24 protein-coding genes are annotated in these 25,144 nt (G+C 77.2%); 8 read left to right on the top strand and 16 right to left on the bottom strand.

Annotated features, from left to right (window positions below):
* The first annotated feature begins 26 nt into the window (after window positions 1-26).
* Entirely contained in the window at window positions 27-380 is a 354-nt protein-coding gene (locus tag ACI79C_RS09710; protein ID WP_456945437.1) for a hypothetical protein, read from the top strand.
* Between the two features lie 185 nt (window positions 381-565).
* Here ACI79C_RS09710 and ACI79C_RS09705 read toward each other — a convergent pair whose 3' ends face one another.
* A complete protein-coding gene (locus ACI79C_RS09705; RefSeq protein WP_456945436.1) occupies window positions 566-1,030 on the bottom strand; it encodes an anti-sigma factor antagonist in 465 nt (154 codons plus the stop codon).
* A 149-nt stretch (window positions 1,031-1,179) separates the two neighbouring features.
* Window positions 1,180-1,515, bottom strand: a complete 336-nt coding sequence (locus ACI79C_RS09700; RefSeq protein ID WP_456945435.1) for a TraR/DksA family transcriptional regulator — start codon at window positions 1,513-1,515, stop codon at window positions 1,180-1,182.
* 641 nt (window positions 1,516-2,156) lie between these two features.
* Here ACI79C_RS09700 and ACI79C_RS09695 point away from each other — a divergent pair.
* Both ACI79C_RS09695 and ACI79C_RS09690 read left to right on the top strand, forming a co-directional pair.
* A complete protein-coding gene (locus ACI79C_RS09695) occupies window positions 2,157-2,339 on the top strand; it encodes a hypothetical protein (RefSeq protein ID WP_456945434.1) in 183 nt (60 codons plus the stop codon).
* The gene (locus tag ACI79C_RS09690) at window positions 2,320-3,138 is read left to right on the top strand and encodes a DUF6544 family protein (RefSeq protein WP_456945433.1); all 819 of its coding nucleotides are present in this window, start codon (window positions 2,320-2,322) and stop codon (window positions 3,136-3,138) included. Before ACI79C_RS09695 ends, ACI79C_RS09690 begins: the two co-directional genes overlap by 20 nt.
* A gap of 87 nt (window positions 3,139-3,225) precedes the next feature.
* Here the strand turns inward: ACI79C_RS09690 and ACI79C_RS09685 are convergent, their stop codons facing one another.
* Both ACI79C_RS09685 and ACI79C_RS09680 read right to left on the bottom strand, forming a co-directional pair.
* Window positions 3,226-3,996, bottom strand: coding sequence for a hypothetical protein (locus ACI79C_RS09685; protein ID WP_456945432.1), 771 nt, complete (start codon window positions 3,994-3,996; stop codon window positions 3,226-3,228).
* Entirely contained in the window at window positions 3,993-4,925 is a 933-nt protein-coding gene (locus ACI79C_RS09680; protein ID WP_456945431.1) for a universal stress protein, read from the bottom strand. The genes ACI79C_RS09685 and ACI79C_RS09680 overlap by 4 nt, the downstream gene beginning before the upstream one ends.
* A 233-nt stretch (window positions 4,926-5,158) precedes the next feature.
* Between ACI79C_RS09680 and ACI79C_RS09675 the strand changes: the two genes are divergently transcribed.
* Together ACI79C_RS09675 and ACI79C_RS09670 are read left to right on the top strand one after the other, a co-directional pair.
* A complete protein-coding gene (locus ACI79C_RS09675) occupies window positions 5,159-8,392 on the top strand; it encodes a cation-translocating P-type ATPase (RefSeq protein WP_456945430.1) in 3,234 nt (1,077 codons plus the stop codon).
* Window positions 8,393-8,452: 60 nt separating this feature from the next.
* Entirely contained in the window at window positions 8,453-9,979 is a 1,527-nt protein-coding gene (locus ACI79C_RS09670) for a carboxylesterase/lipase family protein (protein WP_456945429.1), read from the top strand.
* 55 nt (window positions 9,980-10,034) lie between these two features.
* Here the strand turns inward: ACI79C_RS09670 and ACI79C_RS09665 are convergent, their stop codons facing one another.
* Both ACI79C_RS09665 and ACI79C_RS09660 read right to left on the bottom strand, forming a co-directional pair.
* A complete protein-coding gene (locus ACI79C_RS09665) occupies window positions 10,035-10,619 on the bottom strand; it encodes a hypothetical protein (RefSeq protein ID WP_456945428.1) in 585 nt (194 codons plus the stop codon).
* Between the two features lie 159 nt (window positions 10,620-10,778).
* Window positions 10,779-11,669: a universal stress protein gene (locus ACI79C_RS09660; RefSeq protein WP_456945427.1), complete on the bottom strand. Its 891-nt coding sequence runs from the start codon at window positions 11,667-11,669 to the stop codon at window positions 10,779-10,781.
* A gap of 296 nt (window positions 11,670-11,965) precedes the next feature.
* On the opposite strand from ACI79C_RS09660, the gene ACI79C_RS09655 reads away from it, so the two are divergent.
* Window positions 11,966-12,733, top strand: coding sequence for a GAF and ANTAR domain-containing protein (locus tag ACI79C_RS09655; protein ID WP_456945426.1), 768 nt, complete (start codon window positions 11,966-11,968; stop codon window positions 12,731-12,733).
* A gap of 119 nt (window positions 12,734-12,852) precedes the next feature.
* On the opposite strand, the gene ACI79C_RS09650 is transcribed toward ACI79C_RS09655, so the two are convergent.
* From ACI79C_RS09650 to ACI79C_RS09605, 10 genes are all read right to left on the bottom strand, one after another.
* Window positions 12,853-13,122, bottom strand: a complete 270-nt coding sequence (locus ACI79C_RS09650) for a DUF1876 domain-containing protein (RefSeq protein WP_456945425.1) — start codon at window positions 13,120-13,122, stop codon at window positions 12,853-12,855.
* Window positions 13,123-13,190: 68 nt separating this feature from the next.
* Window positions 13,191-14,189: an Acg family FMN-binding oxidoreductase gene (locus tag ACI79C_RS09645; RefSeq protein WP_456945424.1), complete on the bottom strand. Its 999-nt coding sequence runs from the start codon at window positions 14,187-14,189 to the stop codon at window positions 13,191-13,193.
* A gap of 163 nt (window positions 14,190-14,352) precedes the next feature.
* Window positions 14,353-14,922, bottom strand: a complete 570-nt coding sequence (locus ACI79C_RS09640; protein ID WP_456945423.1) for a flavodoxin domain-containing protein — start codon at window positions 14,920-14,922, stop codon at window positions 14,353-14,355.
* Between the two features lie 50 nt (window positions 14,923-14,972).
* A complete protein-coding gene (locus ACI79C_RS09635) occupies window positions 14,973-17,588 on the bottom strand; it encodes a cation-translocating P-type ATPase (RefSeq protein WP_456945422.1) in 2,616 nt (871 codons plus the stop codon).
* Window positions 17,589-17,592: 4 nt separating this feature from the next.
* Complete coding sequence (locus ACI79C_RS09630; RefSeq protein WP_456945421.1) at window positions 17,593-18,504, bottom strand: polysaccharide deacetylase family protein; 912 nt, start codon at window positions 18,502-18,504, stop codon at window positions 17,593-17,595.
* A gap of 5 nt (window positions 18,505-18,509) precedes the next feature.
* Entirely contained in the window at window positions 18,510-19,181 is a 672-nt protein-coding gene (locus ACI79C_RS09625; RefSeq protein WP_456945459.1) for a phosphatase PAP2 family protein, read from the bottom strand.
* A gap of 5 nt (window positions 19,182-19,186) precedes the next feature.
* Complete coding sequence (locus ACI79C_RS09620) at window positions 19,187-20,266, bottom strand: lysylphosphatidylglycerol synthase transmembrane domain-containing protein (RefSeq protein WP_456945420.1); 1,080 nt, start codon at window positions 20,264-20,266, stop codon at window positions 19,187-19,189.
* Window positions 20,263-22,683, bottom strand: coding sequence for a phosphatase PAP2 family protein (locus ACI79C_RS09615; RefSeq protein WP_456945419.1), 2,421 nt, complete (start codon window positions 22,681-22,683; stop codon window positions 20,263-20,265). The genes ACI79C_RS09620 and ACI79C_RS09615 overlap by 4 nt, the downstream gene beginning before the upstream one ends.
* A 61-nt stretch (window positions 22,684-22,744) precedes the next feature.
* Window positions 22,745-23,905 carry a site-2 protease family protein gene (locus ACI79C_RS09610; RefSeq protein ID WP_456945418.1) on the bottom strand — a complete coding sequence of 387 codons (1,161 nt, stop codon included), beginning with the start codon at window positions 23,903-23,905 and terminating at the stop codon, window positions 22,745-22,747.
* 97 nt (window positions 23,906-24,002) lie between these two features.
* On the bottom strand, window positions 24,003-24,218 hold the full coding sequence (locus ACI79C_RS09605; RefSeq protein WP_456945417.1) for a PLDc N-terminal domain-containing protein: 216 nt from the start codon (window positions 24,216-24,218) through the stop codon (window positions 24,003-24,005).
* Window positions 24,219-24,488: 270 nt separating this feature from the next.
* Here ACI79C_RS09605 and ACI79C_RS09600 point away from each other — a divergent pair, with 270 nt between their 5' ends.
* Together ACI79C_RS09600 and ACI79C_RS09595 are read left to right on the top strand one after the other, a co-directional pair.
* Window positions 24,489-24,737, top strand: a complete 249-nt coding sequence (locus ACI79C_RS09600) for a hypothetical protein (RefSeq protein ID WP_456945416.1) — start codon at window positions 24,489-24,491, stop codon at window positions 24,735-24,737.
* Window positions 24,738-24,778: 41 nt separating this feature from the next.
* Window positions 24,779-25,135 carry a universal stress protein gene (locus ACI79C_RS09595; RefSeq protein WP_456945415.1) on the top strand — a complete coding sequence of 119 codons (357 nt, stop codon included), beginning with the start codon at window positions 24,779-24,781 and terminating at the stop codon, window positions 25,133-25,135.
* The last annotated feature ends 9 nt before the right edge of the window (window positions 25,136-25,144 follow it).

Below are 25,144 nucleotides of genomic sequence, written 5' to 3'. Positions count from 1 at the left end.
CGAAGTCGGCAAGGAGGAGGTCGGACGTGCTGGACGATCACGAGCAGCGGGTGTGGGACGACGTCGTGCGTTCCTGGGCCGAGGAGGCCCAGGAACCCGCCCGATCCGCGCCGCTCTCGCGCCGCCGGGCGTCCCAGGACCCGCCCGATCCGCCCGCCCTCGTGGTCGCCGGCGTCTGGGCGACGATCCTGCTGGTCATCTTCGGGGTGCCGGACGCCGGACTGGCGGTCGGTGTGGCCACCGCTGCCGGATGGGCGGTGTGGCGCCACTGGCCCCGGCTGGGCGGGATGGGCTCGGCCACGGCGTGGTCGGTGTTCGGAGAGGTGCACCGCGGCTCGACCGCCGCGCGCCACCCGGGAGGTGGGGCGCGGGAGCGGTGAGCCGCCCCGGACGGCGGCACACGCGGGAACCGTGATGAGCGGGAGCGGGCCCGGATGTCACTCGCAGTGCCGCCGGGGGCGTCCCCCGCGCCGAGATCACCGACGCCTCGTCCGGTTGACCGTGCACCTCTGCGAGCAGCGCCTGCACGCGGGCGGCGAGCGCGGTACCCAGGTCGTCGCTCAGGTCACCGGCACACCCGCCGGCGACGCCGCGCCGAGGGGCGGCGCGGGCTCGTCCGCGGTCGCCCGGTCGTCCGCGGGCCGTGCGGCTGCGGGTCGACGCCGTCAGGGTCGACGGCGACGAGGTCGGCCAGGCCGGTCATCTGCAGCGCGCGCAGGACGGCCGGCCGTCCTCCGGTCCGGACGACCAGCCGGCCGCCGCGCATCCGGCAGCGACGATCGGCCTGCGCCAGCACCCCGACACCGGCCGCACCGAGGAACGTCACCTGTCCCAGGGAGACGACCAGCTCGCGGACGCCACGCTGGCGTGCCTGCGACGTCAGGCAGAGGTCCAGCGCGGGGGCGGTGTAGCTGTCGACCTCACCGACGACCTCGACGACGACCCGGCCGGGGCGGGGGTCGGGAAGGGTCTGCACCGACAGGAGCTGATCGGGATCGGGGGTGGACCGGTGGACCGGGGTGTGTAGCACGGGAGCCTCCAGGCGTGGGGTGCGGGGCGGATCAGCGCAGCGGGTCGACGGGCGCCCTCTCCACCGGGGCGCCGGACCCGGCACCGGCGGGTGCCGAGGGAGGCGGACCCGCGGTTCGCGCAGGGATGCGCGGCCGAGGCGCAGGCCGTTCAGTGCGCCTGCTGGCAGGAGACGCAGGTGGCCGCGAACGGCCGGAACTCCAGTCGCTCGGCGGGGATGGCGTCCCCGCACCGGACGCAGCGGCCGTAGGTCCCGGCGGCGATGCGCCGCAGCGCCTCGTCGATCTCCTCGATCGTGCGCGCCAGGCTCGCTGCGCGGTTGACCGCGACCGGGTCCGGCATCGACGTCGCCGTCTCGGCCAGGGCGAGTTCGCGCTGCCGGACGCAGTCCGCCCGCTGGGTCTGGAGCAGGATCCGGAACGGCGCCCGGTCCCTGGTCTCAGCTGGGGACGCGGTGGCGGTGGCCGGGGTGGCGAGCGAGGTCATGGTGGTTCTCCTGGATGACGACGGACGCGTCCCGCCGGAGCAGGACGCGCAGGGGCGAGGGCCGACGACCGGCGGGGGTCAGCACCTCACCGGAGGCGCCCGGTCCTGGCTGCGTCGTAGCACGTCGAGGCCGCGCAACCCCCGAGCACGCAGGCTCAGCTCCAGGGCCAACAGCCCACCGCCGGTCACCGGGGCGGGACGGCGCGAGGGGGACCCGGCGAGTGCCACTGGGCCGGAGACCGGCGGGGAGCACGTGTCCACCAGGGTCACCCTCTCCTCTCGTCGTGGGTCAGCGCGGAGCCGGAGAGCCCTCCCAGCACGCGTCCACGTCTACGCACGACGGGGTGGCGGACGATGGCCGGGATCGCGGGGAGCGGTGTCGTTCCACGCCCTCCGCGGACCCGAGACCACCATCGCCGCACGCCGGCGGCGGGGACAGGGCCGTCACCGGTCAACTCACCCCGGGCGATGTTGCCGACCGTCGGCAATCACCACGGATGACGGTGGTCCCGGGTCGGCCGGCCCTCCGCCGGTCCCGGAGGCTGCTCCGGTCGACCGGGGGTCCGTCGGGCCGCGACACTGCACGGACGGGCCGGCGGCCCGACCCGGCCGGCCGCCGCTGAGACGTCGAGGGAGGCCTGGTGGGCAGAGCGCTGCGCTGGTCGTCGGGTCTGGCGGCCGTGCCCGCCGCGCCGGTCGCGGTCGTCGGGGTCGTCGGCCTCCGGATTGCCGGTGTCCGGTCGCCGGCGCGTCCGCGGACCGCCGTCCCCGCGGCGGCGACGAGCGCGACGACGGAGGTCCTCGGTGTCCACGACCACGGCTGAGCGGCCCGGCACCGGGGCGCGTCCGCCGCGCGCCTTCCTCCGGGGTGTGGCCGCCGCCGGGCTGCCGGACCGGTCCGCGTCGACGAACCCGGTGAGCCACGCCGACCTCGCGGCGCTGCCACCGGTCGCGGCCCGGTACCTGCAGGCGATGGGCGTGGTCGGCCGGCCGCGCACCTGGTCGCTGCGGGCGCACTTCACCGGCCGCTTCCGCCGCGGGCCGGACCAGCCGTGGCTGCCGCTGGACGCCTGGCAGTACAACTCCGCCCTGGAGGTGGCCCGGCTGTTCCGGATGCGGCTGACCGTCGCCCGGGTGCTGCCGATGTGGGGCTGGGACACCTACCGCGGCGGCACCGGGCGGATGCTGGGCAAGGCGCTGGGTCTGGTGACCGTCGCCGACGGCTCCGGGCCGGAGTTCGACGTCAGCGAGCTGACCACCTGGCTCAACGACGCCGTGCTGCTGGCACCCGGCATGCTGCTGCACCCCCGCACCAGCTGGGACGCCGTCGCCGAGGACGGTTTCCGGGTGTCGGTCACCGACGCCGGGCACACGGTGAGCGCGGAGGTGCTCGTCGACGATCGGGGTCGGCCGCGGGACTTCCGCACCACCGACCGCTGGGCCGACCTCCCCGGCGGGCCGGTGCGGGCACCGTGGACCACACCCGTGGCCGGCTGGGACGTCGTCGACGGGCGACCGCACCCGACCGGTGGGGCCGCCGTCTGGCACCTGCCCGACGGGGAGTTCCGCTACGGCGAGATGACCCTCCGCGGCCTCGACCTCGACGTCCCTCCGGGCAGGTGACCGGGCTGCTGGGTCCGCCCGTCCTCGTCGGGTCCGCGCGCGGGGCGCCCGCCCGCGGACGGCGGGACGACCCGCCGAACCGGCTGCTCACCCGCCGGTGGCGTCCTCGCCGGCGGGCGTCGCCGCTGCGGTGTGGGCGGTCCTCTCGTGCACGACCTGCTCGATCCGGCCGCGGGTGACCCGCCAGCGGCGTTCGTTGTCGTGCACCAGCTGCGCGGACTGGCAGCACAGGTCCGCGGCGTGGGAGAGCACCTCGGCGGTGGCGTACAGCCGCCGGGACGCGACGCGGGCCCCGGCGAGGTCGGCGCGCAGTGCGGCCGGGGTGAGGTCGACGCGCTGGAGCATGTCGGCGGCGCGGGCCAGCAGTGTCCCGACCCGCGACTGCAGGTGGGCGGCCAGCCAGTCGTTGGTGATGATCCGGTGCCGCTCGCCCATCACGTCGGCGAGGGCGTCGATCTCCAGCAGCGCCGCGGCCACGTCCCACGACGCCTGCATCGCGCCGGCCAGCCACTCGCCGCCGCTGGAGAAGCCGTCAGCGGCGGTGCGCAGCTCGCCGACCATCGCGGTGAGCTCGGCCGGGCGGCCCCCACCCTCGAGGAAGAGCACGCCGTCGAGGGCGGTGGCGGCCTCGCTGTTGAGGTCCTCGGCGCCTGCGTAGGGACTGGGTGCCGGACGAGGGGACGGCTCGGCGGTGGCCCACCGGTCGGCCAGTGCCTGCAGGGCCCGGGCGTGCCGCTGCAGCCGCAGCGCGGTCTCCAGCGGCGAGGAGGCGTAGAAGCGCTCGTGCTGGTTGTGGAACCGGGACAGGTTGAGCGCCGCCTCCAGCAGCGGGTCCGGCCCCGCGGGACCGGCGCTCACCGCGACGCCCCGGTGGCCCCGGCGCGCCCGGCCCCTGCGACGTCCCGCTGGTGGAGCGGGACGACCGCCACCGGGCAGGCGGCGGCGTGCAGGACCGCGTTGGTCACCGACCGCAGGTTCCCCACGGCACCGCCGCGCCGGTGCCGGTGTCCGACGACGAGGAGGTCGGCGCCGAGGCCGGCGGCGACCAGCACGGGAGCCGCCGGGCCGCGCTCGACGATGCGCCGCACCGGCCGGTCGCCGGCTCCCGCGCGCTCCAGGGCGTCGTCGAGGAGGGCCTCCTCCCGGCGCTGCGCGATGCGCTCGTCGACGAACGGCTCGGCCACGACGTGCCCGACCCCGGGCACGGTGTGCTGCCAGGTGTGCACCGCCACGAGGCCGGTGTCCCGCAGGGCGGCCTCCCGCACGGCGAACCCCAGCACCTCGTCCTCGCCCGGGCCGCCCTCCACGCCGACGACGACACCGGTGCGCTCGGACACCGTCGTCGTCGGCCGGTCCGGCACGACGACGACCGGGCACGGGGCGGCCCGCACGACGTCGGCGGCCGTGGACCCCAGGAGCAGGTCCCCGAGCGAGCCGGTGCTCCGCGACCCGAGACACAGCAGCTGGGCCGCCTCCCCGGCGGTGAGGAGGACGTCGACGACGGGACCCTCCGTGAGCCTGGTGCGGACCGGCACGCCGCGGTGCTCGCGACGGAGGACGTCGGCGGTGGTCGCCAGGGCGAGGTCGGCGGCGGCGCGCAGCGCGGTCAGGGCGTCGAAACCCTCGGGTGCCGGGATGCGGTCCCGCGTCGTCCAGGGGTAGGCGAACAGGAGCTCGACCGGCGCGTCCCTGTCCCGGGCCTCCCGAGCGGCGAGCCGGGCCGCGGCCACGGAGGTGCGCGAACCGTCGACCCCCGCCACGACGGGGAGGACCGGCCCGGAGGTCACGGCCGGCTCCGCCGCGGGCGGCGTCCAGCACGGCCGGTCTGCACCGGGGTCGCCGTCATGCCCGTGCTCCTGACGGCGGCGAGGGGAGCGGACGGGGCATCACGGGTTCCTCCTCCGGACGGCGTGGTTGCAGCCTCCTGCCCGGGGATGGGCCGCGCCGCGGGTCGCGGGTCCCGTGCGCGGAGGACCTTCCGCCCTGAGCCCGACACGCGGGTGTCCCCCAGGCTTCGCAGGTGAGCACGGGAACGACGACCTCCGGAGCGGGCTCGCGCGCCTCCGTCCGGGTGCCGGAGGACCGGTGGACCCTGTGGCGCCGGTGGGTCCTGGCCACGACGCTGGGGGAGACCCTCGGCTTCCTGGTCCCGGTGCTCGTCGTCCTCAGCGGCGCCGGCGACCCCGGCGACCCCCGGTCCTCCCTGCTCCTGCTGCTGGCCGGCGCCGGGGAGGGCGCCGTCCTCGGGTGGGCCCAGGCCGGCGTGCTCGGGCGGGCGCTGCCGGGCTTCCGCCGTCGCGACTGGACCCTGCGGACCGCGGTGGCGGCGTCCGTGGCCTGGGCGGTGGGGCTGACACCGGCCGCGCTGGGAGGCGCGGTGGCCGCCTGGCCGCTGCCTCTGCAGCTCGTGGGCGGCGCGGTGGGCGGAGCCGCGCTCCTGGGCTCGCTCGGGGTCGCCCAGTGGTCGGTGCTGCGGCGGTGCGTGCCCCGGGCCGGGCGCTGGGTCGGCTGGGTCGCCGCCGGCTGGCTGGCGGGCCTCGCGGTGTTCACGGCGGTGACCACCCCGCTCTGGCACCCGGGACAGGGCCTCGTCGCCGTGGCCCTGATCGGGATCGCCGGCGGCGTCGCTATGGCCGGGACGGTGGCCGTCGTGACCGGGTGGGGGCTCGTCCGGCTGCTCGGTGTGCCGGCGCCCGCCGCCCGGCCGGAGGGGACCGTCGTGCCGGACGGGTCCACGCCGTGGGCCCTCCCCCCCGGGGAGGTCGCCGCCGCGGCGGCGGTGGACCCGGCCACCGGGCTGGACGACGCCACCGCGGCGGCCCGGCTGGCCGCCGAGGGGCCCAACGAGGTGCAGACGCACCGCCCGGTGTCCCTGGCCCGCTCGGTGCTCACCCAGCTCACCGACACCCTGATCCTGGTCCTCCTGGGCGCCGCGGTGCTCACCGCGGTGGCCGGGGACCTGGTCGACCTCGCGGTGATCCTGCTGGTCGTGGTGGCCAACACGACGCTGGGCGTGGTGCAGGAGCGGCGGGCCCTGCGGGCGGTGGCCGCACTGGGGCAGCTCGTGGCGCCCAGTGCCCGGGTGCTGCGCGGCGGGCGGGACCGGTGGGTGCCGACCCGGGAGCTGGTGCGCGGCGACGTCCTGCGGCTGGCCGCCGGCGACGTCGTCGGTGCCGACGCCCGGCTGCTGCGCAGCACCCGCCTGCAGGTGGACGAGTCACTGCTGACGGGGGAGTCGCTGCCGGTGGACCGGTCGGCGCAGGTGGTGGCGCGACCGGGGACGTCCCTGGGCGACCGGGCGGGCATGGTGCACGCGGGCACCACCGTCGTCCGGGGGACCGGCGAGGCCGTCGTGACGGCGACCGGGGCGGCCAGCGCGGTCGGCCGCGTGGCGTCCCTGGTGCAGGGGGCCGCGGAGCCGCTCACCCCGCTGCAGCGGCGGCTGGCCCGGCTGGGCCGGCAGATCGCCCTCGCGGTGGGGGTCGCCTGCGTCCTGTTCGTGGTGTCGGGCCTGCTGCGCGGGCAGCCGTGGGAGACCACGGTCGTGGCCGCGGTGGCGCTCGCGGTGGCCGCCACGCCCGAGTCGCTGCCGGCGGTGGTCGCGCTCGCGCTGGCGGGCGGCGCCGCGCGGATGAGCCGGCGCGGCGCCGTCGTCCGGTCCCTGCCGGCGGTGGAGACCCTCGGGTCGGTGACCCTGCTGGCCACCGACAAGACCGGGACGCTGACGGCGGGGGCCATGGTCGCCGACCGGGTGTGGACGCCGGCCGACGGGGAGCGGCGGCTGGACGGCGCCGCGCTGCCCCCGTCGGTCCGCGGCCTGCTCGAGGCGGCCGTGCTGTGCAACGACGCCGACCCGACCGGCGCGGGCGCCGCGGGGTCTGCGGGGACCGCGGACACCGAGACGGCGCTGGTGCGGGCGGCCGTGGGCGCCGGGATCGACGTGCCGGCGGTGCGGTCGGCACACCCGCGCCTCACCGAGGAGCCCTTCGACGCCGTCACGCGCCGGATGACGACGACCCACCGGGACCCCGGCGGCCGCGCCACGGTGGTCACCAAGGGCGCGCCGGAGGCGGTGCTGCCGGGGCTCCCCGGGGAGGCCGCGGCGCACGAGGTGGCCGCACGGTGGGCGGCCGACGGCACCCGCCTGCTCGCGGTCACCAGGGACGGCGTCCCGCTGGGCCTGGTCGGGATGGACGACCCCGTCCGGCCCGAGGCGGCGGCCGCGATCGCGTCGTGCCACCGGGCGGGGATCCGGCCGGTGCTGGTCACCGGGGACCACGCGGGGACCGCCGCTGCGGTGGCGCGGGCGGTGGGGCTCGTCGACGACCGGCACCCGGTGGAGGACTCCGTGCTCGCCCGCGTGGAGCCGGAGGGGAAGCTGCGGCTGGTCACCGGCTGGCAGGGCGAGGGGCACGTGGTCGCGATGACCGGCGACGGGGTGAACGACGCCCCGGCGCTGCGGGCCGCGGACATCGGGGTGGCGATGGGGCAGCGGGGGACGGAGGTGGCCAAGGAGGCTGCCGACCTGGTGCTCGCCGACGACAGCCTCGCCACGGTGACCGCGGCGGTCGCCGAGGGGCGACGCGTGTTCGACAACGTCCGCCGGTTCGTCGGCTTCGGGGTCGCCGGCGGCGTCGCCGAGGTGCTGGTCATGCTCCTCGGCCCCTTCGCCGGGCTGGCGCTGCCGCTGCTCCCGGCCCAGGTGCTCTGGGTCAACCTGCTGACCCACGGGCCGGTCGGGGTGGCGATGGGAGGTGAGCCGCCGGCACCCGACGTGCTCGGCCGCGCACCGCGACCGCCCACGTCGGGCGTGTTCGACCGGGGGCTGGTGCTCCAGGTGGTGGGGCTGTCGACCGCGGTCGCCGGGGTGAGCTTCGCGGTGGCCGTGGTCGCCCGCGCCGGGGACGGCCCCTGGCAGACGCAGTTGTTCGTGACGCTGGCCCTCGCCCAGCTCGCCCTCGCGCTGACCCTGCGGCCGAGGGGTGCGTGGCGGTCGTGGCGCACTGCCTGGTGGCTCCCCGTGACCGTCGGGGGGAGCGCCCTGCTCCTGGTCGGTGCTGTCTACCTGCCCGGCCTCTCGACGTTGCTCGGCACCGAGCCGCTCACCGCCGCCGAGTTCGCGGGGAGCGCGGCGGCGGCCCTCGTGCCCGCCGCCCTGCTGCTGGTCGTCCGGGGCCTCCGGCGTCCCCAGGTGGCGGAAGGCCCGGCCCCGGGAGGGACGGCGCCTCTGGGCGCGACCCGCGGCGGCTGGTGACCTGAGGGCCCGGGTGGACGGCAGAGCCCGGCTCGCCACCGGCGTTCGAGGAGGACGGCCATGGACACGATCGTCCGGACCCGGCAGGGGCAGGTGCGCGGCACCACCACCGGCGGTGTGTGCGCCTTCCTGGGCATCTCGTACGCGGCACCCCCCGTCGGCGCGAACCGGTTGCGGCCGCCGCGGCCGGTCGAGCCGTGGAGCGGGGTCCGCGACGCCACGGTCATCGGGCCGGAGCCGCCGCAGCCGCAGTTCCCCGGGGAGGACCCCACCGGGATGATCTACGACCCCGCCGTGCCGGGGGAGGACTGCCTGAACCTCGACGTGTGGACCCCCGACCCCGGCGCGGCCGGGCTGCCGGTCGTGGTCTGGAGCCCCGGCGGCGCGTTCCACTACTCCTCGGGCAGCAGCTACGACGGCAGCCGCTTCGCCCGCGACGGCGTGGTGTGCGTGACCCTCAGCTGGCGCACCGGCGCGGACGGCTTCCTCTACCTGGGCGAGGGGGACGACGGTGCGAACCTCGGGCTGCTCGACCACCTCGCCGCCCTCACGTGGGTCCGGGAGAACATCAGCGCGTTCGGTGGGGACCCGGACCGGGTGACCCTGTTCGGTGAGTCCGCCGGGGCGATGTCCATCGGCGTGCTGCTGTCGATGCCGCGCGCCCAGGGCCTCTTCCGCAGGGCCGTGCTGCAGAGCGGCGCGGCCCACCACGTCGTCCCGGCCGCCGAGGCGGCGCGGATCGGTGCGCGGCTGGCCGGGCTCCTCGGCGTCCCGCCCACGCGGGAGGCGCTCGCGGCGGTGCCGGTCGAGCGCCTGCTGGAGGCGCAGGCACAGGTGGACGCCGAGGTGGCGGCGGCCCCCGACCCGGCGCGCTGGGGCGCCGAGGTCGTGGCCAGCACCATGCCGTTCCACCCGGTCGTCGACGGCGACGTCGTCCCGGGCGTGCCGATCGAGCAGATCGCCGCGGGGGCCGGCGCGGAGGTCGACGTGATGGTGGGCACGAACTCCGACGACTGGCGGCTGTTCCCCGTCCTCAGCGGCGCCATCGACCGGGTCACCGAGGAGACGCTGACCGGGCCGGTGGAGGTGCACGGCGCGCAGAGCCTCGCCGCGTTCGGGTTGTCCGCGCAGACCGCACTGCCCGCCTACCGGGCCGCCCACCCCGACGCGAGCCCCGGTGACCTGCTCGCCGCGGTGCTGACCGACTGGTGGGTCCGCGTGCCGGCGCTCCGGCTGGCCGATGCGCACGCCCCCGCCCGGGCGGGGACCTTCGCCTACGAGTTCGCCTGGCCCTCCCCGGCCTTCGGCGGGCGCCTGGGTGCCTGCCACGGCCTGGAGATCCCGTTCGTCTTCGACACGCTCGACCTGGGCCGCCGGCAGATGCTGGGCGGGGCGCTGGGGGAGGACCCGCCCCAGCAGCTCGCCGACCTGGTGCACGGCGCGTGGGTGGCCTTCGCGACGACGGGCGACCCGGGCTGGCCGCGCTACGACCTCGACCGCCGGGCCGTGATGCGCCTGGACACCTCCCCGTCGGTGATGGAGGACCCGTACGCCCGGGAGCGCGTCCTGTGGACCGGGGTCCGCTGAGCGCTGCGCGCCGCGGTGGTCCGGTGACGCCGCTCGACGTCCTCACGTCCCCGGCTCAGGCGCAGCGTTCGAACGCCGGCAGGTGGTTGTCCAGGGAGGCCGACCGGAGGTTGCTGAGGACGTACTCGACGTCCGGCTGGGCAGCCACCTGGGGGAGCAGTTCGTCGTACAGGGCGATGACGGCCTGCTCGGTCGCCACGCCCGTCCGGCAGGCCTCCGGGAGGGTCGACGGTGCGGGCGCCCCGACGACGGCGATCCCGGTGACGTCGACCCCCCTCGATCGCGCCACCTGCTCCAGCTCGGCGATGTGCTGGGCCTGGGCGGGGGCCACCGCGCTGAAGGGGGCGACGTCACCCAGGGCCGCGACCACGTTGTCGTAGGTCGCCTTCGCCTCGTGCTCCCGGGTCAGTGCGCGGACGAGGACGTCCTCGACGTCGGCCGCCGTCGCCGTCGGTGTGTCCCGGGGGGTGGGCGACGGCTCGGTCGCGGCAGGGAGCGAGGCGTCACCGGCGTCCTCCGCGGTCCCGGTCCCGCTGTCCTGGCCGCAGGCGGCCAGCAGGCAGGCGGCCACGAGCAGTGCCCGCACGGGGACCCCCCGCACCGGGCGGGACGACGTCCTCGCCGCGCCGACGCCGGTCATCGAGACCTCCTCCGTGCCGGGGCCACCGGATCGGCCTCATGGTCCCGAGCACGCCCGCGCCTGGTGGAGAGCCGTTCGTCGCCGCCGTGAGGGCCGTTGGTGGACCGCTCTCCGCCGGGCTCCCGCTGACGCGGCCGCCTCAGGACCACCGAGGACGGGTCACGGCTCCCGCGCGGGCCGGGACTCCGGCGCGCCGGGGTGGACGACGACGGGGCAGGGGGCGTGCGTCACCACGTGCCGGCTCACCGAGCCCACGCGCATGCCGGCGAAGCCACCACGGCCCCGCCGGCCGACCACCAGCAGGTCGGCGCTCTCCGCGGCGGCCAGGAGTGCGGCCGCCGGGTCGCCCTCGACGACGTCCTGCTCGACCCGGATGGCGCCCTCTCCACCGAGTGCTCCGGCGACGCTCGTGGCCAGCGTGTGTGCGCTGTGCGCGGGCCAGTCCGGCTCGCTGCGCGCCGTGATGCCGTAGGCGAGCGGGACGTCCCACGCGATGACCGCGCGCAGGCGGGCGCCGGTGGTACGGGCCTGCCCGGCCGCCCACCGCAGCGCCTGCTCGGACTCCGGCGACCCGTCCACGCCGACGACGACCAGCCCGGTCGCGGCCCGGTGCCGGCGGACGACGACCACCGGACAGGAGGCCCGGGCCGTCACGTGCTGGCTCACCGAGCCGAGCAGGAGGCCGGGGAGGCGCCCGTGCCCCCGGGAGCCCACGACCAGCAGGTCGGCGTCGCGGCCGGCGTCGATCAGCACCCTCGCCGGATGTCCCTGCTGCACCTGCCGGACGACCCCCGCGGCATCGGCCGCGTCCAGGGCGTTCCCGACGGTCTTCTCCAGCAGCGCGGCGGCGTCCCCGGACAGGTCGAGGTCCCCCGTGAGCGGCCCGTCGTAGGACATGGGGAGCTCCCAGGAACAGACGGCGTGCACCTGCTGGCCGGTCAGCCGGGCCTGCTCCACGGCCCAGCGCAGCGCATCCTCGGACGAGGCGGACCCGTCGACCCCGACGACGATCCGCCCGGCGGCCTGCTGACCGGTGCTCGGAACGCTCACGAGGACCTCCCGGGAGAGACGGTGGCGGGCGCGGTCAGTGCCCGCGGGACGTGGCCGCGTCATCGGACCGTCCGGTGCCAGGAGCCCGACAGGGCCGAAGGTCGTCGCGGGGTGCGGCCGTCGGCCTCCCTGCCCGGCCGGGGAGGTCGGGCGGGTCCAACGCCTCCGGACCTGGGCACAACGTCCCTGGGGGGCGGTCCGCACCCCGGTCACGCTGTGCGGTGGGCGGCGACCGCTGTCCGGCGAGCGGCGGCGGTGGGGACCTCCACCCGTCGCCCGGGGCCACGGAGGGCGCCATGGCTGCAGGGGAGACCCGCGGCGTCTCCGGCGGGCCGGGCCTGCCCCTCGACGAGCTGAGCCGGATCTCGCTGGCTGCCCAGCCCCTGTCGGCCGCGTTGACCCGGATCGCCCAGCTGGCGCGGGAGGCCGTCCCCGGGGCCGCAGCGGCGTCGGTGACCCTGATCGAGCGGGGGGAGGCGCGCAGCGTGGGGGTCACCGGCCCGCTGGCCGCGGCCCTCGACGAGCGCCAGTACGCGACCGGGTTCGGGCCGTGCATGGAGGCCGCGCTCACCGGTGCGCCGGTCCTCATCGAGGACACGTCGGACGAGGCCGTGCACCGCGACTTCGCGGTGCTGGCCCGTCGCCTCGGCGTGACGAGCGTGTTGTCGGTCGGGCTGCCGCTCGAGCACCGGCTGGTCGGCTCGCTCAACGTCTACTGCGCCGGGGGGCGGCTGGACGGCGCGGCCGCGGAGCTGGTCACGCGCTTCGCGCACCACGCGTCGGTCACGGTGGACAACGCCGCCCAGTACGCCGGTGCCACCGACCTCGTCGCCCAGCTGCGCACCGCCCTGGAGTCCCGGGCGGTGATCGAACAGGCCAAGGGCGTCCTGATGGAGCGGCACGGGTGCACCCCCGACGAGGCCTTCGAGCGCCTGGTGACGAAGTCGCAGCGCAAGGGCCGGAAGCTGCGGCTGGTGGCGGCCGACCTGGTCGCCTCGGTCCAACCGCACCCCGGCAGGGGGCCGCAGCCCGGGTCGCCCGACCCGGCCGTCCCGGATCGCTGACCGTCGTCCTCCGGGCGAGAGCCGGCGCGCGGGCGGCGCAGCACCGCGCGTGGGGGAGCTGGCCGCGCGGCCGTCCGGCGTCGCCGACCCGGCCGCGTCCGGGTCGACGACACCGGCCGTCACATGGTCAGGTGGGCCGGCGTGCCCGTGGACTGCTCCACGTCCTCGCTCGCGGTCTGGAGCAGCCGTCGGCTGAGGTCGGAGAGCGCCCGGGCGGCGGCGATCTCCTCACCGATCTCCGGCACGTCGGCGTCGGCCGGGTCCAGCCGGGCCAGGCCGACGCCCCTCAGCCGGTCGGTGTCCCGCGTGTGCAGCCGCGCCACCGCACGGGTGTGGCCGTCGTGCTCGTCGAGCTCGATCGAGACCGTCCATGTCGTCACCTCGCCCATGCCGTCCTCCTCCGGTCGGTGTCCTGGGCCGACGATCCGGACAGCCGCGTCCACCGCGGTGCGCGCGGTCAGGCCCACGGGGCGTCGAGCGGGTCGATCGTGTCGTCGACGGGCCGTCGGCCGGTCAGGGGCACGGGGACGGCGCTCATCGGTGCCCAGCCCAGGCGCAGCAGCAGCTGCGGTTCCCCCTCGCCGTCCTGACAGACCCGGCGCAGCTCCGCGCGGGTCGCGGGCACCTCCAGCGGCTGGCTGATCGGGTCGGTGGCCAGCCCGTACCGCGTGGCGGTGAGCAGGACGGCGCTGAGCGCCTCCCCGGCGCGCAGCTGGTCGACCGGCTCGTCGGTGGACGTCGCGAGCACCGCCAGGACGGTCCCGTCGGACTCCTCCGCGCCGAGCTCGTTCTGCCGCTGCTCCCCACCGGCGAAGTGCCGCACCGGGACGGTCCCGCCGGGCACTTCGGGGACGTTCTGCGCAGGGACGCCCTCCCGCGAGAAGCGGCTGCGACCGGTCCACCCGGCCGTCTCCCCGTCCAGCCCGGGTGTCAGGGCCTGCTCCACCGCCGCGCGCTCCACCAGCCGCCTGACGCTCCACCGCTCGGTCTCGCGGTCGAGGACGTGCAGGGCGGCGCCCTCCGCGTCGGCGGCTCGGACGAGGTCGGCCAGGAACTGCGCCGGCACGGGCCAGGTGGAGAACACCCGGCGGTCGCTCCGGCGGCTCTCGATCGCCCGGGCCAGGGCCAGGTCGTCGGCGGTCGGCTGGGCAGGAGCGGTCTCCACGGCTGCCAGGTGCCCCGGGTGCGCCGGGTCGGGCATGCGGTGCACCCGCGTGGACAGCCCCGAGGCGAGCAGCGCCACCCGCAGGTGGTGCAGCGCAGCGCCGCAGCTGATGCGCAGGTCGCGACCGTCGGGATCGGTGGCGGGCAGGGCGCGGGTCGGGTCGGCGAACAGGTGGATCGAGGTCGGGGCGATCCGCCACCGCCACGGCTGCGAGTTGTGCACCGAGGGAGCACGGTTGGCCAGCGCGACGACGGTCCGGGCGGTGGTGCGGTCCAGGTGGGCGGTGAGCACGGTCGCTCCTCGGGGCCGGTTCGAGCAGGGGCGGGCTGGTGCCGAGCCTCCGCCGGCGTCGGGGGAGCGGGGGAGTGGCCGAGGTCCCGGGCCGGTGGGCCGCTCGTCCCCGCGGGCGACCGGGTCGACGGCGCGACCCCCGCGGCGCCGATCGCCGTCCTGGTCAGACAGCGGGCGGTTCCACGGGCCCGGCCGGCGTCCGGTCCCGGCCGGGGTGCAGGTCGCGGAGCGCCGCCGCGACCTCGCCGGCCCATCGGTCGACGGCCGACCAGTCCCGGTGGTCGCCGGGACGGCCGCCGACGGCCAGCCAGAAGAGCTTGCCCCACAGCGGCATCCCCTGGAGGGCGACGACGCCGGCGAAGACCCGGTGGTCCCGGGGGGTCAGGCCCGAGGGGAACGTGCTGCCGATCCGCTGGACCTCCATGCCCACGACGGCACGGCTGACCGGCCCGCGGGGGGCGACGCCGGCCACGCTGAAGCACCAGAACGGCCGGTCCCCGAGGACGGCGCGCCCGCTTCGGAGGAACTCCGCGGCCGCCGGCAGCCAGGCCATGTCGTGCACCGCGCTACCGATGACGAACGCGTCGAACCGGGCCGGGTCCACGTCCGGCCCCAGCGGGCCGACGGTGACGTCGGCGACCTCGGCGAGGCCCGCGGCGATCCGCTCGGCGATGCCCCGGGTGGAGCCGGCCGAGGTGGCGTACCCGACGAGGACCCGCGTGTCCGCTGCCATGGGTCCACGCTGCTGGCTCCGCGGGACCAGGGGGAGGGACGGAGGGCCCGTCAGGACGTGCCGGACGTCGCCGACCCGCGGGCCCGGCGCCGGCGCCGCAGCTCCTTGTCGAGGGCGTCCACGCCGAGCACGGCGGGGACCGCGCAGACCGCGAGCACCAGACCCACCAGTGAGGGCGGCCGGTGGCCGAGGAGGTCGGCCACCGGCGGGACGACGAGCACCGCGACGAGCACCAGCAGTTCGATGCCGACCGCCCAGACCAGCAGGCGGTTGGGCCGCCCGCGCAGCTGCCACGGCGGCCTGCTGGTGCTCCGGCAGGCGAAGGCGTTGGCGAACTGGCCCAGCACGACAGCGGTGAAGGCCGCCCCCGACGCCGTGGCGAGCAGCGCCGCGGACACCGGCCGGCCGTAGGACCACCCCGCGCCCAGCAGCACGGCGAGGAAGGCGCCCATCGAGACCGTCGCCTCCACGGGACCGAGGAGCCCGAAGACCCGCCGCAGGATGCTCCGGTCGATCAGCCGGCGGCGCGGCGGCGGGCCGTCGAGGACCCGGGACGACGAGGGCTCGGCGCCCAGCGCCAGCGCGGGCAGGAGGTCGGTGACGATGTCGAGCGCGAGCACCTGCAGGACGCTCAGGGCGAGGGGGATCCCGCCGCCGGTGACGCTGAAGACGACGAACGGCGTCAGCTCGGCCACGTTGTCGGTCAGGTGGTAGGTGAGGAACCGGCGGATGTTGGCGAACGTCGTCCGGCCCTGCCGCACGGCCGTGACGATCGTGGCGAAGTGGTCGTCGAGCAGGACCAGGTCCGCGGCCTGGCGGGCGACGTCGGTGCCGCTCATCCCCATGGCCACGCCGATGTCGGCCGCGCGGAGGGCCGGCCCGTCGTTGACACCGTCGCCGGTCATGGCCACCACGTGGCCGCGGTCGCGCAGGGCCTGGGCGATGCGCAGCTTCTCCTCCGGGGCCACGCGGCACACCACGACCCCGTCCCGGTCGAGCAGCGCGCCCAGCTCCCCGGGGTCCTGCGGCAGGTCGCGTCCCTCCACCACCAGGGCGTCGTCCCCGGTCAGGCCGATCTCGCGCGCGATGGCCCTGGCCGTGGCGCCGGAGTCGCCGGTGACCATGGCGACGCGGATCCCCGCGCGGCGGCAGTCGGCCAGTGCCGCGTCGACGCCGTCCCGTGGCGGGTCCTCGAGCCCGACGACGCCGAGCAGGGTCAGGTCCCGCTCGGCGTCGTCGGCGCCGGCGACGGTGCCGGCCGGTGCGGGGACCGCACGCCGCGCCACGGCGAGGACGCGCAGCCCGCGGCCGGCGAGGGCGGCGGCCGTCTCGTGCGCCGCCGCAGGGACGTCCGTGCAGCGGGCCAGGACCGAGTCGGGCGCCCCCTTGACGTGCAGGACGCCGTCCACCAGCACCGACATGCGGCGGCGCCGCGGGTCGAACGGGAAGCGGCGGGTGCCCGGCCCGTCGGCGGCGTCCAGCCCGGTGGCGCCGGCTCGACGGGCCAGCGCGTCGAGGGCGGCCTCCATGGGGTCGCCGATCGCGGTCCAGTCCCCGTCGGCCTGCCGGATCCGCCCGGTCGAGCACAGCACCGCCGTCCGCGCCAGCTCCCGGGCCGCGACCACGGCGGCCGGCTGCCCGATGAGCTCGGCGACCGGCTCGTAGCCCTCGCCGCGGACGGCGACACCTCCCCGCGGCGTCCACACCTCCACGACGGCCATGCGGTTCTGGGTCAGGGTGCCGGTCTTGTCCGTGCAGATGAACGTCGTCGACCCGAGGGTCTCCACCGACTCCAGCCGCCGCACCAGGGCCTGCCGGCCGGCCAGCAGCTGGGCGCCGCGCGCGAGGGAGAGGGTGACGGTCGGGAGCAGGCCCTCGGGGACCAGCGCGACGGTGACACCGACGGCGAACAGGAAGCCGTCGCTCAGCGGCAGGCCGATGAGCAGGCCCGCGCCGAAGCAGACGACGCCGAGGCCGACGGCGATCACCGTCACGATGCGGACGACCCGGGCCAGCTCGCGGGCGAGCGGCGTCCGCGCCCGGGCGGTGGACCGGGTCATCGTCGCGATGGAGGCGAGGCGGGTGTCGGCCCCGACGGCCTCGACGCTCGCCCAGGCCTCTCCCTCGACGACGAAGCACCCGGCGTGGGCGGCGTCGCCGGAGTCCTTGCCGACGGGCTCGCTCTCCCCGGTCAGCGACGCCTCGTCGACGCGCAGCGCGTGCGCCTCGGTGACCCGCAGGTCGGCGGCGATGCGGTCGCCGGCCTGCAGGGCGGCCACGTCACCGGGGACCAGGTCGACCGCGTCGATCTCCTGGCGCAGCCCGTCGCGCACCACCGTGACCCGGTGCGGCACCAAGCCGCGGAGGGCCTCGGCGGCCCGGTCGGCGCGGTACTCCTGGATGAACGCGAAGGCGCCGTTGAGGACGACGACCACGGCGATGGCCACCGCCAGCTGCGGCATGCCCCCGACGAAGGCCAGGACGGCCGCGCCCCAGAGCAGGAGGGCGAAGAAGTGGACCAGCTGCGCCACGAGCAGCCGCACGGGGTGGGGCGCGGACTCCACGGGCAGCCGGTTGCCGCCGGGGAGCCGCCGGGCGGTGGCCTCGGCGGAGGTCAGCCCACGCGGGAGGGACGGCGTGGCCGTCCTCGTCGTCTCGCAGCTCACCGGCTCACCCGAACAGTGCGTCGAGGGTGACGAAGTCGTACCCCGCCGCCCGCGTGCGGTCGATCACCGCCGGCAGCGCGTCGGCGTCGAGGGTGGAGCCGTCGTCGGGGTTGCTGCCGATGTGCATGAGCACGATCTCCCCGGGCCGCAGCCCGGCCAGCGCGCGGTCGGCCACCTCCTCGGCGCTGCGTCCGCTGCTGGTGCCCTGCCAGCCGAGCGTGTCCACCGTCCAGCGGACCGCGACGTGACCGGCGTCGTTGACCGCAGCGATGGTGCGGGCGTCGCGCGCTCCGAACGGGAACCGGAACAGCGGCCGGGGATCGGCGCCGCGGGCCGAGATCACCTGCTCGGCGCTGCGGAGCTGCTCGGCGATCGCGGCGTCGGACAGGCTGGTGAACTCGGGGTGGGTCATCGAGTGGTTGCCGACGCGGTGCCCGCCGGCGCGGATCGAGGCCACGCCTCCGGGGTCGGCCGCCGCCCACTGGCCGGTGAGGAAGAACGTCGCCCGCACCCGTTCGTCGGCCAGGGTTGCCAGGATGCGGGGCAGGGCAGCGGAGTCCGCCCCGGCGTCGAAGGTCAGGGCGACCACCCGGCGGGAGGTCGGCAGGACGGTCAGGTCCTGGCCCAGCAGTTCCGGGGGCAGACCGACCTGCCCGGCCGTCGTCGGAGACGGGCCCGTGGTCGGCAGGGGCGTCGTCGCCCCGGGCCCAGTCGTGTCCGGAGCCGTCGTCGTGTCCGGAGCCGTCGTCGTGTCCGGGACCGCGGTCGTCGAGGGTCCGGCGGGCCTCGTGCCGGTGGCCGAGGGACTGCCGTCGTCGCCCCCGCCACCGGCGAGGACGACGCCCACGGCGACCGCCAGCGCGATCACGACCGCGGCGGCGACCGCCCACCACCGCCTGGTCCCCGACCGGTCCATGACCGTCAGTCCAGCGTCACCGTCGGTGACCCGGGCAGTGGCACACGGCTCGCGGCGCTGGGACCAACGGCACGCCGGGACGCCGGGACGCCCACGACGAGGTTGAGCGCGGCGCCGATGGCGATGCCGGTCGTCGCGCCGCCGACCACGTCCAGGGGCGCGTGCCCGCCCAGGTACACGCGGGCCACCGAGTTCAGGAGCGCGAGTGCGACCAGCACGACCAGCCAGCGGCGACGCACGTACGGGGCCAGGAGCACCACGACGCCCGCGGCGATGACCGCGTGTCCGGACGGATAGGCGACACCGGCCGACGGCACGTCCCGCAGGATCGCGCCGGGGATCGTGCTGCCCGGGCGTTCCCGCTGCACCAGGCCCTTGATGAACTCGCCGTGCACCAGCAGCTTGAGCGGCACGAGCAGTACCAGGGCGAGGACCAGCCGCCACCGTCGCAGCAGGAGCGCGGGGACCGCCACGAGCAGCGGCATCCCCAGCACGCCGACCAGCTGGAAGGCCCACAGCAGTCCTCCCAGTGCATCGGGCCAGCGGTTGACGCCGGCGAACACCGCCCGTTCCCACGGGCCCACCTCCCCGGAGGAGACGGCCCACGAGCAGAGCGCGGTCGCGGCGGCCGCGGCGAGGAGGGTCCAGGCGTCACCGGCGCGGCGGCGGTGGGCCATCGCGGTCACCAGGTGGCTCGGCCCGGGTCGGCACGGGACGCGCGGCCGGCGCCGCGGGACCACAGCAGCCACATCGCCGCGCCCAGCGGGATGGGGAGGAACCAGGTGAGGAAGCGGAACAGCAGCACGGCGCCGGTCGCTGCCGAGGCATCCACCCCCACGGCGGTCAGCCCGGCGACGTAGCTCAGCTCGGCGACGCCGAGTGCCCCGGGCGTGACGGGCACGATGGTCACCAGGCGGGTGATGGAGAAGACCGCCAGGACGACGACCCAGGGCACGTCCGCGCCCTGCCCGTCGACCGCGCGCAGGCAGGTCAGCAGGACCAGGAACAGGGCGCCGTGGCTGGCCACGGCCGCGGCCGTCAGGTGCGGCCAGCGGGCGCGGACCAGGTCGCGGGACGCGCTCCGGAACCGCTCGGCGGCCGCGACCCACCCCGACGGCGGCCGCCGACGCACGGCCCGGGCGGCGCGGCCGGCCATCCGCTCGCCCGCCGAGGCCACCGCGGCGGCGGCCCGGCCGTGGGTCACCACCAGCACGAGGCCCGTGACGGCCAGCACCAGCGTCGCACTGCCCAGCACCGCGGCGACCCCGAGCCCGGTGTCGACGTCGCCGACCAGGGCGACCCCGGCCAGCGCCACGGCCGGCATCGCGAGCTTCACGAGGTTGTTCCAGACGCCGGTCAGGGCCACCGCGCGGGTGATCTCACCGGCCGTGAAGCCGAAGGAGTGGTACATCGCCACGTTCGTCCCGACACCGAAGGCGAAGCCCACGGGCACGGTGTTGGACACCGCGGTGGACGCCGAGTCCGACATCACCGCGCGGTACACGGTCAGCCCGGGCATCGCCGCCATCCACAGCGGCGCGTAGGAGAAGAGGTTGACCAGGGCGACGGCGGCCACGGTTCCCGTCTCGGCAACGGTCATGCCGCGGACGAGGTCCCAGGCCGCGGAGTAGTCGGCGATCCGGGGCAGCACCCCCGCGAAGACCGCGACGACCACGGCGAGGGCCAGGGCGGTCCGGGCGGCCGGCCCGCGTAGCAGCCGCCGGGCGGCGCTGCGCGGAGGGCGTGGCGCGGTCGTGATCACGCGCCGAAACGGTGCTCGTAGCGAGCCGACAGCAGCACGCCGAGCACGGCGGGCACCCAGAAGGTGAGCAGCCGGAAGGCCAGGGCAGCGGCGCAGGCGCTGGCCAGCGGTGCGCCCAGCGCGGTCAGCGCCAGCACGAGCGCCACCTCCGCGGCACCCGGTGCACCGGTCACGGGCAGCACCGACCAGAGCATGTGCAGCCCGGCGTACACGGTGGCGGTGGCCAGCAGCGGTACCGAGCCACCCACCGCGTGCAGGGCGGCGGCGAGTGCCGCGCCTTCGAGACCGACGCCGACGACCGCCCAGGCCAGCTGTTCGCCGCGCCGCCACGGGGCGCCCGTGCCGGCGCGCATCAGGGTGAGGCCCTCCCGCAGCGTGTGCGTCAGGTCCCGCCGCCCGGCCCCGGCCGGGTCGTGGCGGCGGGCCATCCACTGGCCGACCAGGACCAGTCCCCAGGCGCACAGGCCCAGCGCGACGGCGGGGACGAGGGCCTGCGGCGCCCGCCAGTTGCCCAGCCCGCCCTCGACCACCGCCAGCGCCAGCGTGCCCGCGGCGACGAGGACGGCGGCGACGATGGCACCGGTGACGAACCGGTCGATGGCTGCCCGGGCCGCCGCCGGCAGCACCCCCGCGCGCTCGAGGAAGCGGGCCGCCGACCGCCGCCATCCCTCGTGGCCGTGCAGCAGCGACGCCCAGTCGGCGACCATGCCGGCACCGTAGGTGCGGCCCAGGGCCAGCCGCCGGTCCACGGTCAGCAGGGCCGCGGCCGCGTGCGCGGCCCGGGCCAGGACGGCCAGTGTCAGGGCCGCGCCCAGCCACCGCCAGCCGCCGTGCTCGACCGACTCCAGGAGCGGCGTCGTTCCCGCCAGCAGCGGCACCCCGACGAGGACGAGGCCCGCTCCGGTGGCGACGGCGACCCGCGCCCCGACTCCCGGAGGCCCGAACTCCGGGCGTTCCGGGTCGGGCAGGTCCAGTCGGCGGCGGACGGCGGTCCGCAGGGACTCCAGCCGCGAGCGGTCCTCCCGGACCTGTGCACGGGTGGCCGACGACAGGCTCAGCGGTGCCAGGCCGGGCAGGGCGGCGGCCACGGCGTCGGCCCCGAGGACGTCGATGGCGGTGTCGGCCACGAGCGCCGGGTCGATCCGGAGCGAGAGGGAGGCCATGAGCTCGGCGACGTCGTCGGCCAGCGCGTCGTCGTCGGCGCCGGTGAGGGCGTTGCCGAAGTCGACGATCCAGGGCCTTCCGCCGGCGTCGACCAGGACGCTGGCGGTGACCAGGTCGTGGTGGGCCACGCGGGCGGCCCGCAGGAGCGCCACCTCGCGCCAGACCCGGCCCAGCAGGGCGGGGGTGCACTGCTCGCGCGGCAGGTCGTCCAGGCCGCGGCCGCACACGTACTCCTGGACGACCACGGCGCCGCGGTCGGTGCCGCGGGCGAGCAGCACGGGTGGCACGCGGACGCCGCGCTCCCGGGCGGTCATCGCCGCGACCGCCTCGTGCTCGGCCTGCTGGCCGAGGGGGGCGACGGCGTCGGCGTCCTTGACGTCGCGCACGGCCAGCAGCCGCCACAGCCGGTAGAGCCAGTCGCGCTCGGCGCGGTCGGGTTCGAGGAACTTGACGTACAGCCGGCGGCCGCGCTCGTCGAGGGCCTCGAAGGGGTGCGAGCTGCGCGCCCGCACCGCCGCCGGGCGCAGCTCGGTCACCGGCAGGCCGTAGCGCTCCAGCAGCCGCCCGACCGGGCCCGCGGACACCTCCCGGCGGGGCACGCCGAACACCACGTGGACCAGCGAGCCGATCGCCCAGCCCAGCCCGAGGCCGCAGACGACGTCGAGGGGCAGGTGCGCGCCGACGTAGACGCGGGCCAGCGCCACGGTCCAGGCCAGCGCCCACGCCCACCGCCGTCCCCGCCGGGACAGGTACGGCACGGCGGCGGTGGCCAGCGCCGCGGCCACCGCGGAGTGGCCCGAGACGAAGCCCAGCCCGGTGACCGGCCCCTCGGGGAAGTTGACCTGTCCGGCCAGGCCGCCCGGGCGCTCCCGCTGCACCAGGCTCTTCACCAGGTCGGCGGCGAGGTAGGCCAGGACGCCGGAGACCAGCAGGTCGCGGGCCAGGCGGAAGCGCCGGGTGACCGCCGCGAGGCCGGCCAGCACGGGCACCGTGACCACGTTGCCCAGCTGCATGACCACCCACACGATCGGGAAGACCAGCGCGGGCAGGTCGTTGACCAGCCGGAACACGTCCCGCTCGAGGACCGGCAGCTCCCCGCGCTGGGCGACCAGCAGGCCCAGCCCCAGGACGGCCAGCCCCAGCACCACCCGCACCAGGTCGACCGGGTGCCGCTGCACCGCCCGGCGACCCGGACCCGGTGGGCGGGGCGCGCGCCGCTCGGGGCCGGAGAGGGTGACGACGGGGGAGGTCATGCCGAGAGTCCACCCTGCGGGGTCCGGGGCCGCGCAGGGACTTCCGGCCCCTGGGGGTGCGTCACGGGTCCCGCGGACCGGGGGTGGCGACCGACGGGCGGCCCCGCACCGCCGCGCGCTCGACGGCCCACGTGATGTCCACCGGCGAGACGATGCCGACCAGGTGGCCGTCGTCCACCACCAGCGTGCGACCGTCGGTCCGCCTGCTCAGCCGGGGGAGGAGGTCGGCCAGCGGCTCGTCCGGGGTCGCGACGGGGACGTCGGCCATCGGCAGGGCGACCTCCGACAGCGCGGTCGTCGCGCGTCGGGCGGGCGGGACCGCCTTCACCCGCGCGGCGGTCACCAGCCCGGCCGGCCGCCCGCTGCTGTCGAGGAGCGGGAACGTCGAGTGCCGGCGCTGGAGCAGCCAGCCGTCGATGAACGCGGCCACACCGAGCGCCAGCGGCGCGGTGTCCGGCTGTGGCGTCATCACGTCGCGCACCCGCACACCAGCGAGCTCCGAGGTCAGCTGCGCCTGCTGCTGCTCGGCACCGGCGGCGCCGAGGATGAACCAGCCGATGAGGGCCAGCCACACCCCTGCCGCCGCGCGGTACGCGAGGAACTCCCAGAGCCCGAGCCCGATCAGCACCAGGCCCAGCGCCCGCCCGGCGCGGGAGGCGGCGACGGTGGCCCACAGCCGGTCGCCGCGCCAGCGCCACAGCGCGGCCCGGAGCAGCCGGCCGCCGTCCAGCGGCGCGCCGGGGAGCACGTTGAAGACGGCGAGGAGCACGTTGATGCCGGCGAGCCAACTCAGCGTGACGAGGGGCAGCCCGGCGACGCCGATGGCCGCCAGCCCGATCGCCAGCACGCCGAAGCCCACGCCCAGCAGCAGGCTGACCAGCGGACCGACGCCGGCGATGCGCAGCTCCGCGCGCGGGTCCGGCGCCTCGCCGCGCAACCGGGCCACCCCGCCGAAGAGCCACAGGGTGATGTCGTCCACGGCCACGCCGTGCCGGCGGGCCACGATCGCGTGGGAGAGCTCGTGCGCGAGCAGCCCCAGCAGGAACACCGCGGCAGCAGCCGTGCCGGCGATCCAGTAGGCCAGCGGCGAGGAGCCGGGCGCGGCGTCCGGGAAGGCGCGGGTGGACATCGACCAGGCCAGCAGGCCGGCGATGACCAGGACGCTCCAGTGGGCCTTGACGGCGACGCCGGCGATCCGGCCCACGGCGACGGTGCCTCCCATGGGGACGACTCTGGGCGTGCGAGCGGCCCCGGGTGAGGGCCGAAGGGCCCGCCCGGGACGCCGGAGGTACCGGCGGGGCCCTCCCGACCGGGAGAGCTCAGCGCCGACGGCCCCAGCGGAACCAGGCCAGCGGGCCCACCCAGTTGACGGCGATGACCGCCGCCCACACGCCCTTGCGGCCGGTGACCTCCGCCGGGGCGCGGCCGGCCAGGTCGGCCCAGGCAGCGACGACCAGCGCGAGCTGCACCGCTCCCAGCGCCAGGAGTGCGGCGCGCTGCCGGGGTCCCAGGTCGTGCCATCGGCGCAGTGCCATGGCGGGCTCCCTCCGAGTTCTCGTGTGGCGCCGTTCTCGTGTGGCGCCGCCACACTGCCCGACCCACACCTGGTCCGGCAGGGGCACCCGGGCGGCGCCGGCAGGGGGAGGGCGTCCTCCCGCTCCAGGACCTCGGGCCCTGCGCGGTGGGCGGTGCGACGGGTGACCCTGGGTGCCCACGGACCGGCGCGAGGAGGCCTGGTGAGCACCGTCAACGGATCCGAGCACCCACACCGCCCGCGGCCGTCCGCGGCCCGCGACCCCCTGCGTATGACCGAGGCGGAGAAGCGGATGGCCGAGTGGGAGGCGCGGCACGACGTGGCCGCGCGGGGTCACCGGGCCTCGCCCGACGTGGTCCAGCACCATCTCGCCCACGAGCGGCTGACCCACGGGGAGCCGGCGTCGGCCGTGCCGCGGCCGCGGCCTCCCGCACCGGAGGAGGAGGGGGCCTCGGGCACCGTCCGACCGGCGGGTCGCACGCGGGGACTGCTGCGACGGCTGTTCCGCCGTCGGGCCTGAACCCACCGGGGATGGACTCCTTCCCGGGTGCCCTGACACCGGTGTCCCCACCGGCGGACCCGCGACCGCCCTGGCTGGTCGTCGGCGTGGGGCCGTCCGCGGAGAGCCACGGCGCGCTGCTCTGGGCGCTGCGCGAGGCCGAACGGCGGAACGGCCGGGTGCTCGCGGTCACCGTCTGGTCCGGCGGTCCGGAGGTGGCCCGCGCCGCCGAGGAGGCACGGCTGCTCGAGCGCGTCCGCCGGGCCGTGGAGGAGACCGGCGTGCACGGGCGGACGCTCGCGGAGCTGGTGGCCGGCCCCGTGGCGGAGGTGCTCACGGCGTTCGCTGCGGGGTCCGACGTCCTCGTCCTGGGCGAGCACCACTCCGAGCCGGGCCCCGAGGCGCCGTCGCCTCCGTGAGCCTCCGGG

The organism is Geodermatophilus sp. SYSU D00697, assembly GCF_054050175.1.
This window is presented reverse-complemented; position numbering and strand designations above follow the sequence as displayed.

What these genes read in the sequence shown, in the direction of transcription:
- ACI79C_RS09700 (WP_456945435.1), bottom strand. Translation starts at nt 1,515, where the DNA reads ATGACCTCGCTCGCCACCCCGGCCACCGCCACCGCGTCCCCAGCTGAG.
- ACI79C_RS09670 (WP_456945429.1), top strand. Translation starts at nt 8,453, where the DNA reads ATGGACACGATCGTCCGGACCCGGCAGGGGCAGGTGCGCGGCACCACC.
- ACI79C_RS09665 (WP_456945428.1), bottom strand. Translation starts at nt 10,619, where the DNA reads ATGACCGGCGTCGGCGCGGCGAGGACGTCGTCCCGCCCGGTGCGGGGG.
- ACI79C_RS09655 (WP_456945426.1), top strand. Translation starts at nt 11,966, where the DNA reads ATGGCTGCAGGGGAGACCCGCGGCGTCTCCGGCGGGCCGGGCCTGCCC.
- ACI79C_RS09650 (WP_456945425.1), bottom strand. Translation starts at nt 13,122, where the DNA reads ATGGGCGAGGTGACGACATGGACGGTCTCGATCGAGCTCGACGAGCAC.
- ACI79C_RS09640 (WP_456945423.1), bottom strand. Translation starts at nt 14,922, where the DNA reads ATGGCAGCGGACACGCGGGTCCTCGTCGGGTACGCCACCTCGGCCGGC.
- ACI79C_RS09630 (WP_456945421.1), bottom strand. Translation starts at nt 18,504, where the DNA reads ATGGACCGGTCGGGGACCAGGCGGTGGTGGGCGGTCGCCGCCGCGGTC.
- ACI79C_RS09625 (WP_456945459.1), bottom strand. Translation starts at nt 19,181, where the DNA reads ATGGCCCACCGCCGCCGCGCCGGTGACGCCTGGACCCTCCTCGCCGCG.
- ACI79C_RS09615 (WP_456945419.1), bottom strand. Translation starts at nt 22,683, where the DNA reads ATGACCTCCCCCGTCGTCACCCTCTCCGGCCCCGAGCGGCGCGCGCCC.
- ACI79C_RS09610 (WP_456945418.1), bottom strand. Translation starts at nt 23,905, where the DNA reads ATGGGAGGCACCGTCGCCGTGGGCCGGATCGCCGGCGTCGCCGTCAAG.
- ACI79C_RS09605 (WP_456945417.1), bottom strand. Translation starts at nt 24,218, where the DNA reads ATGGCACTGCGCCGATGGCACGACCTGGGACCCCGGCAGCGCGCCGCA.
- ACI79C_RS09600 (WP_456945416.1), top strand. Translation starts at nt 24,489, where the DNA reads ATGACCGAGGCGGAGAAGCGGATGGCCGAGTGGGAGGCGCGGCACGAC.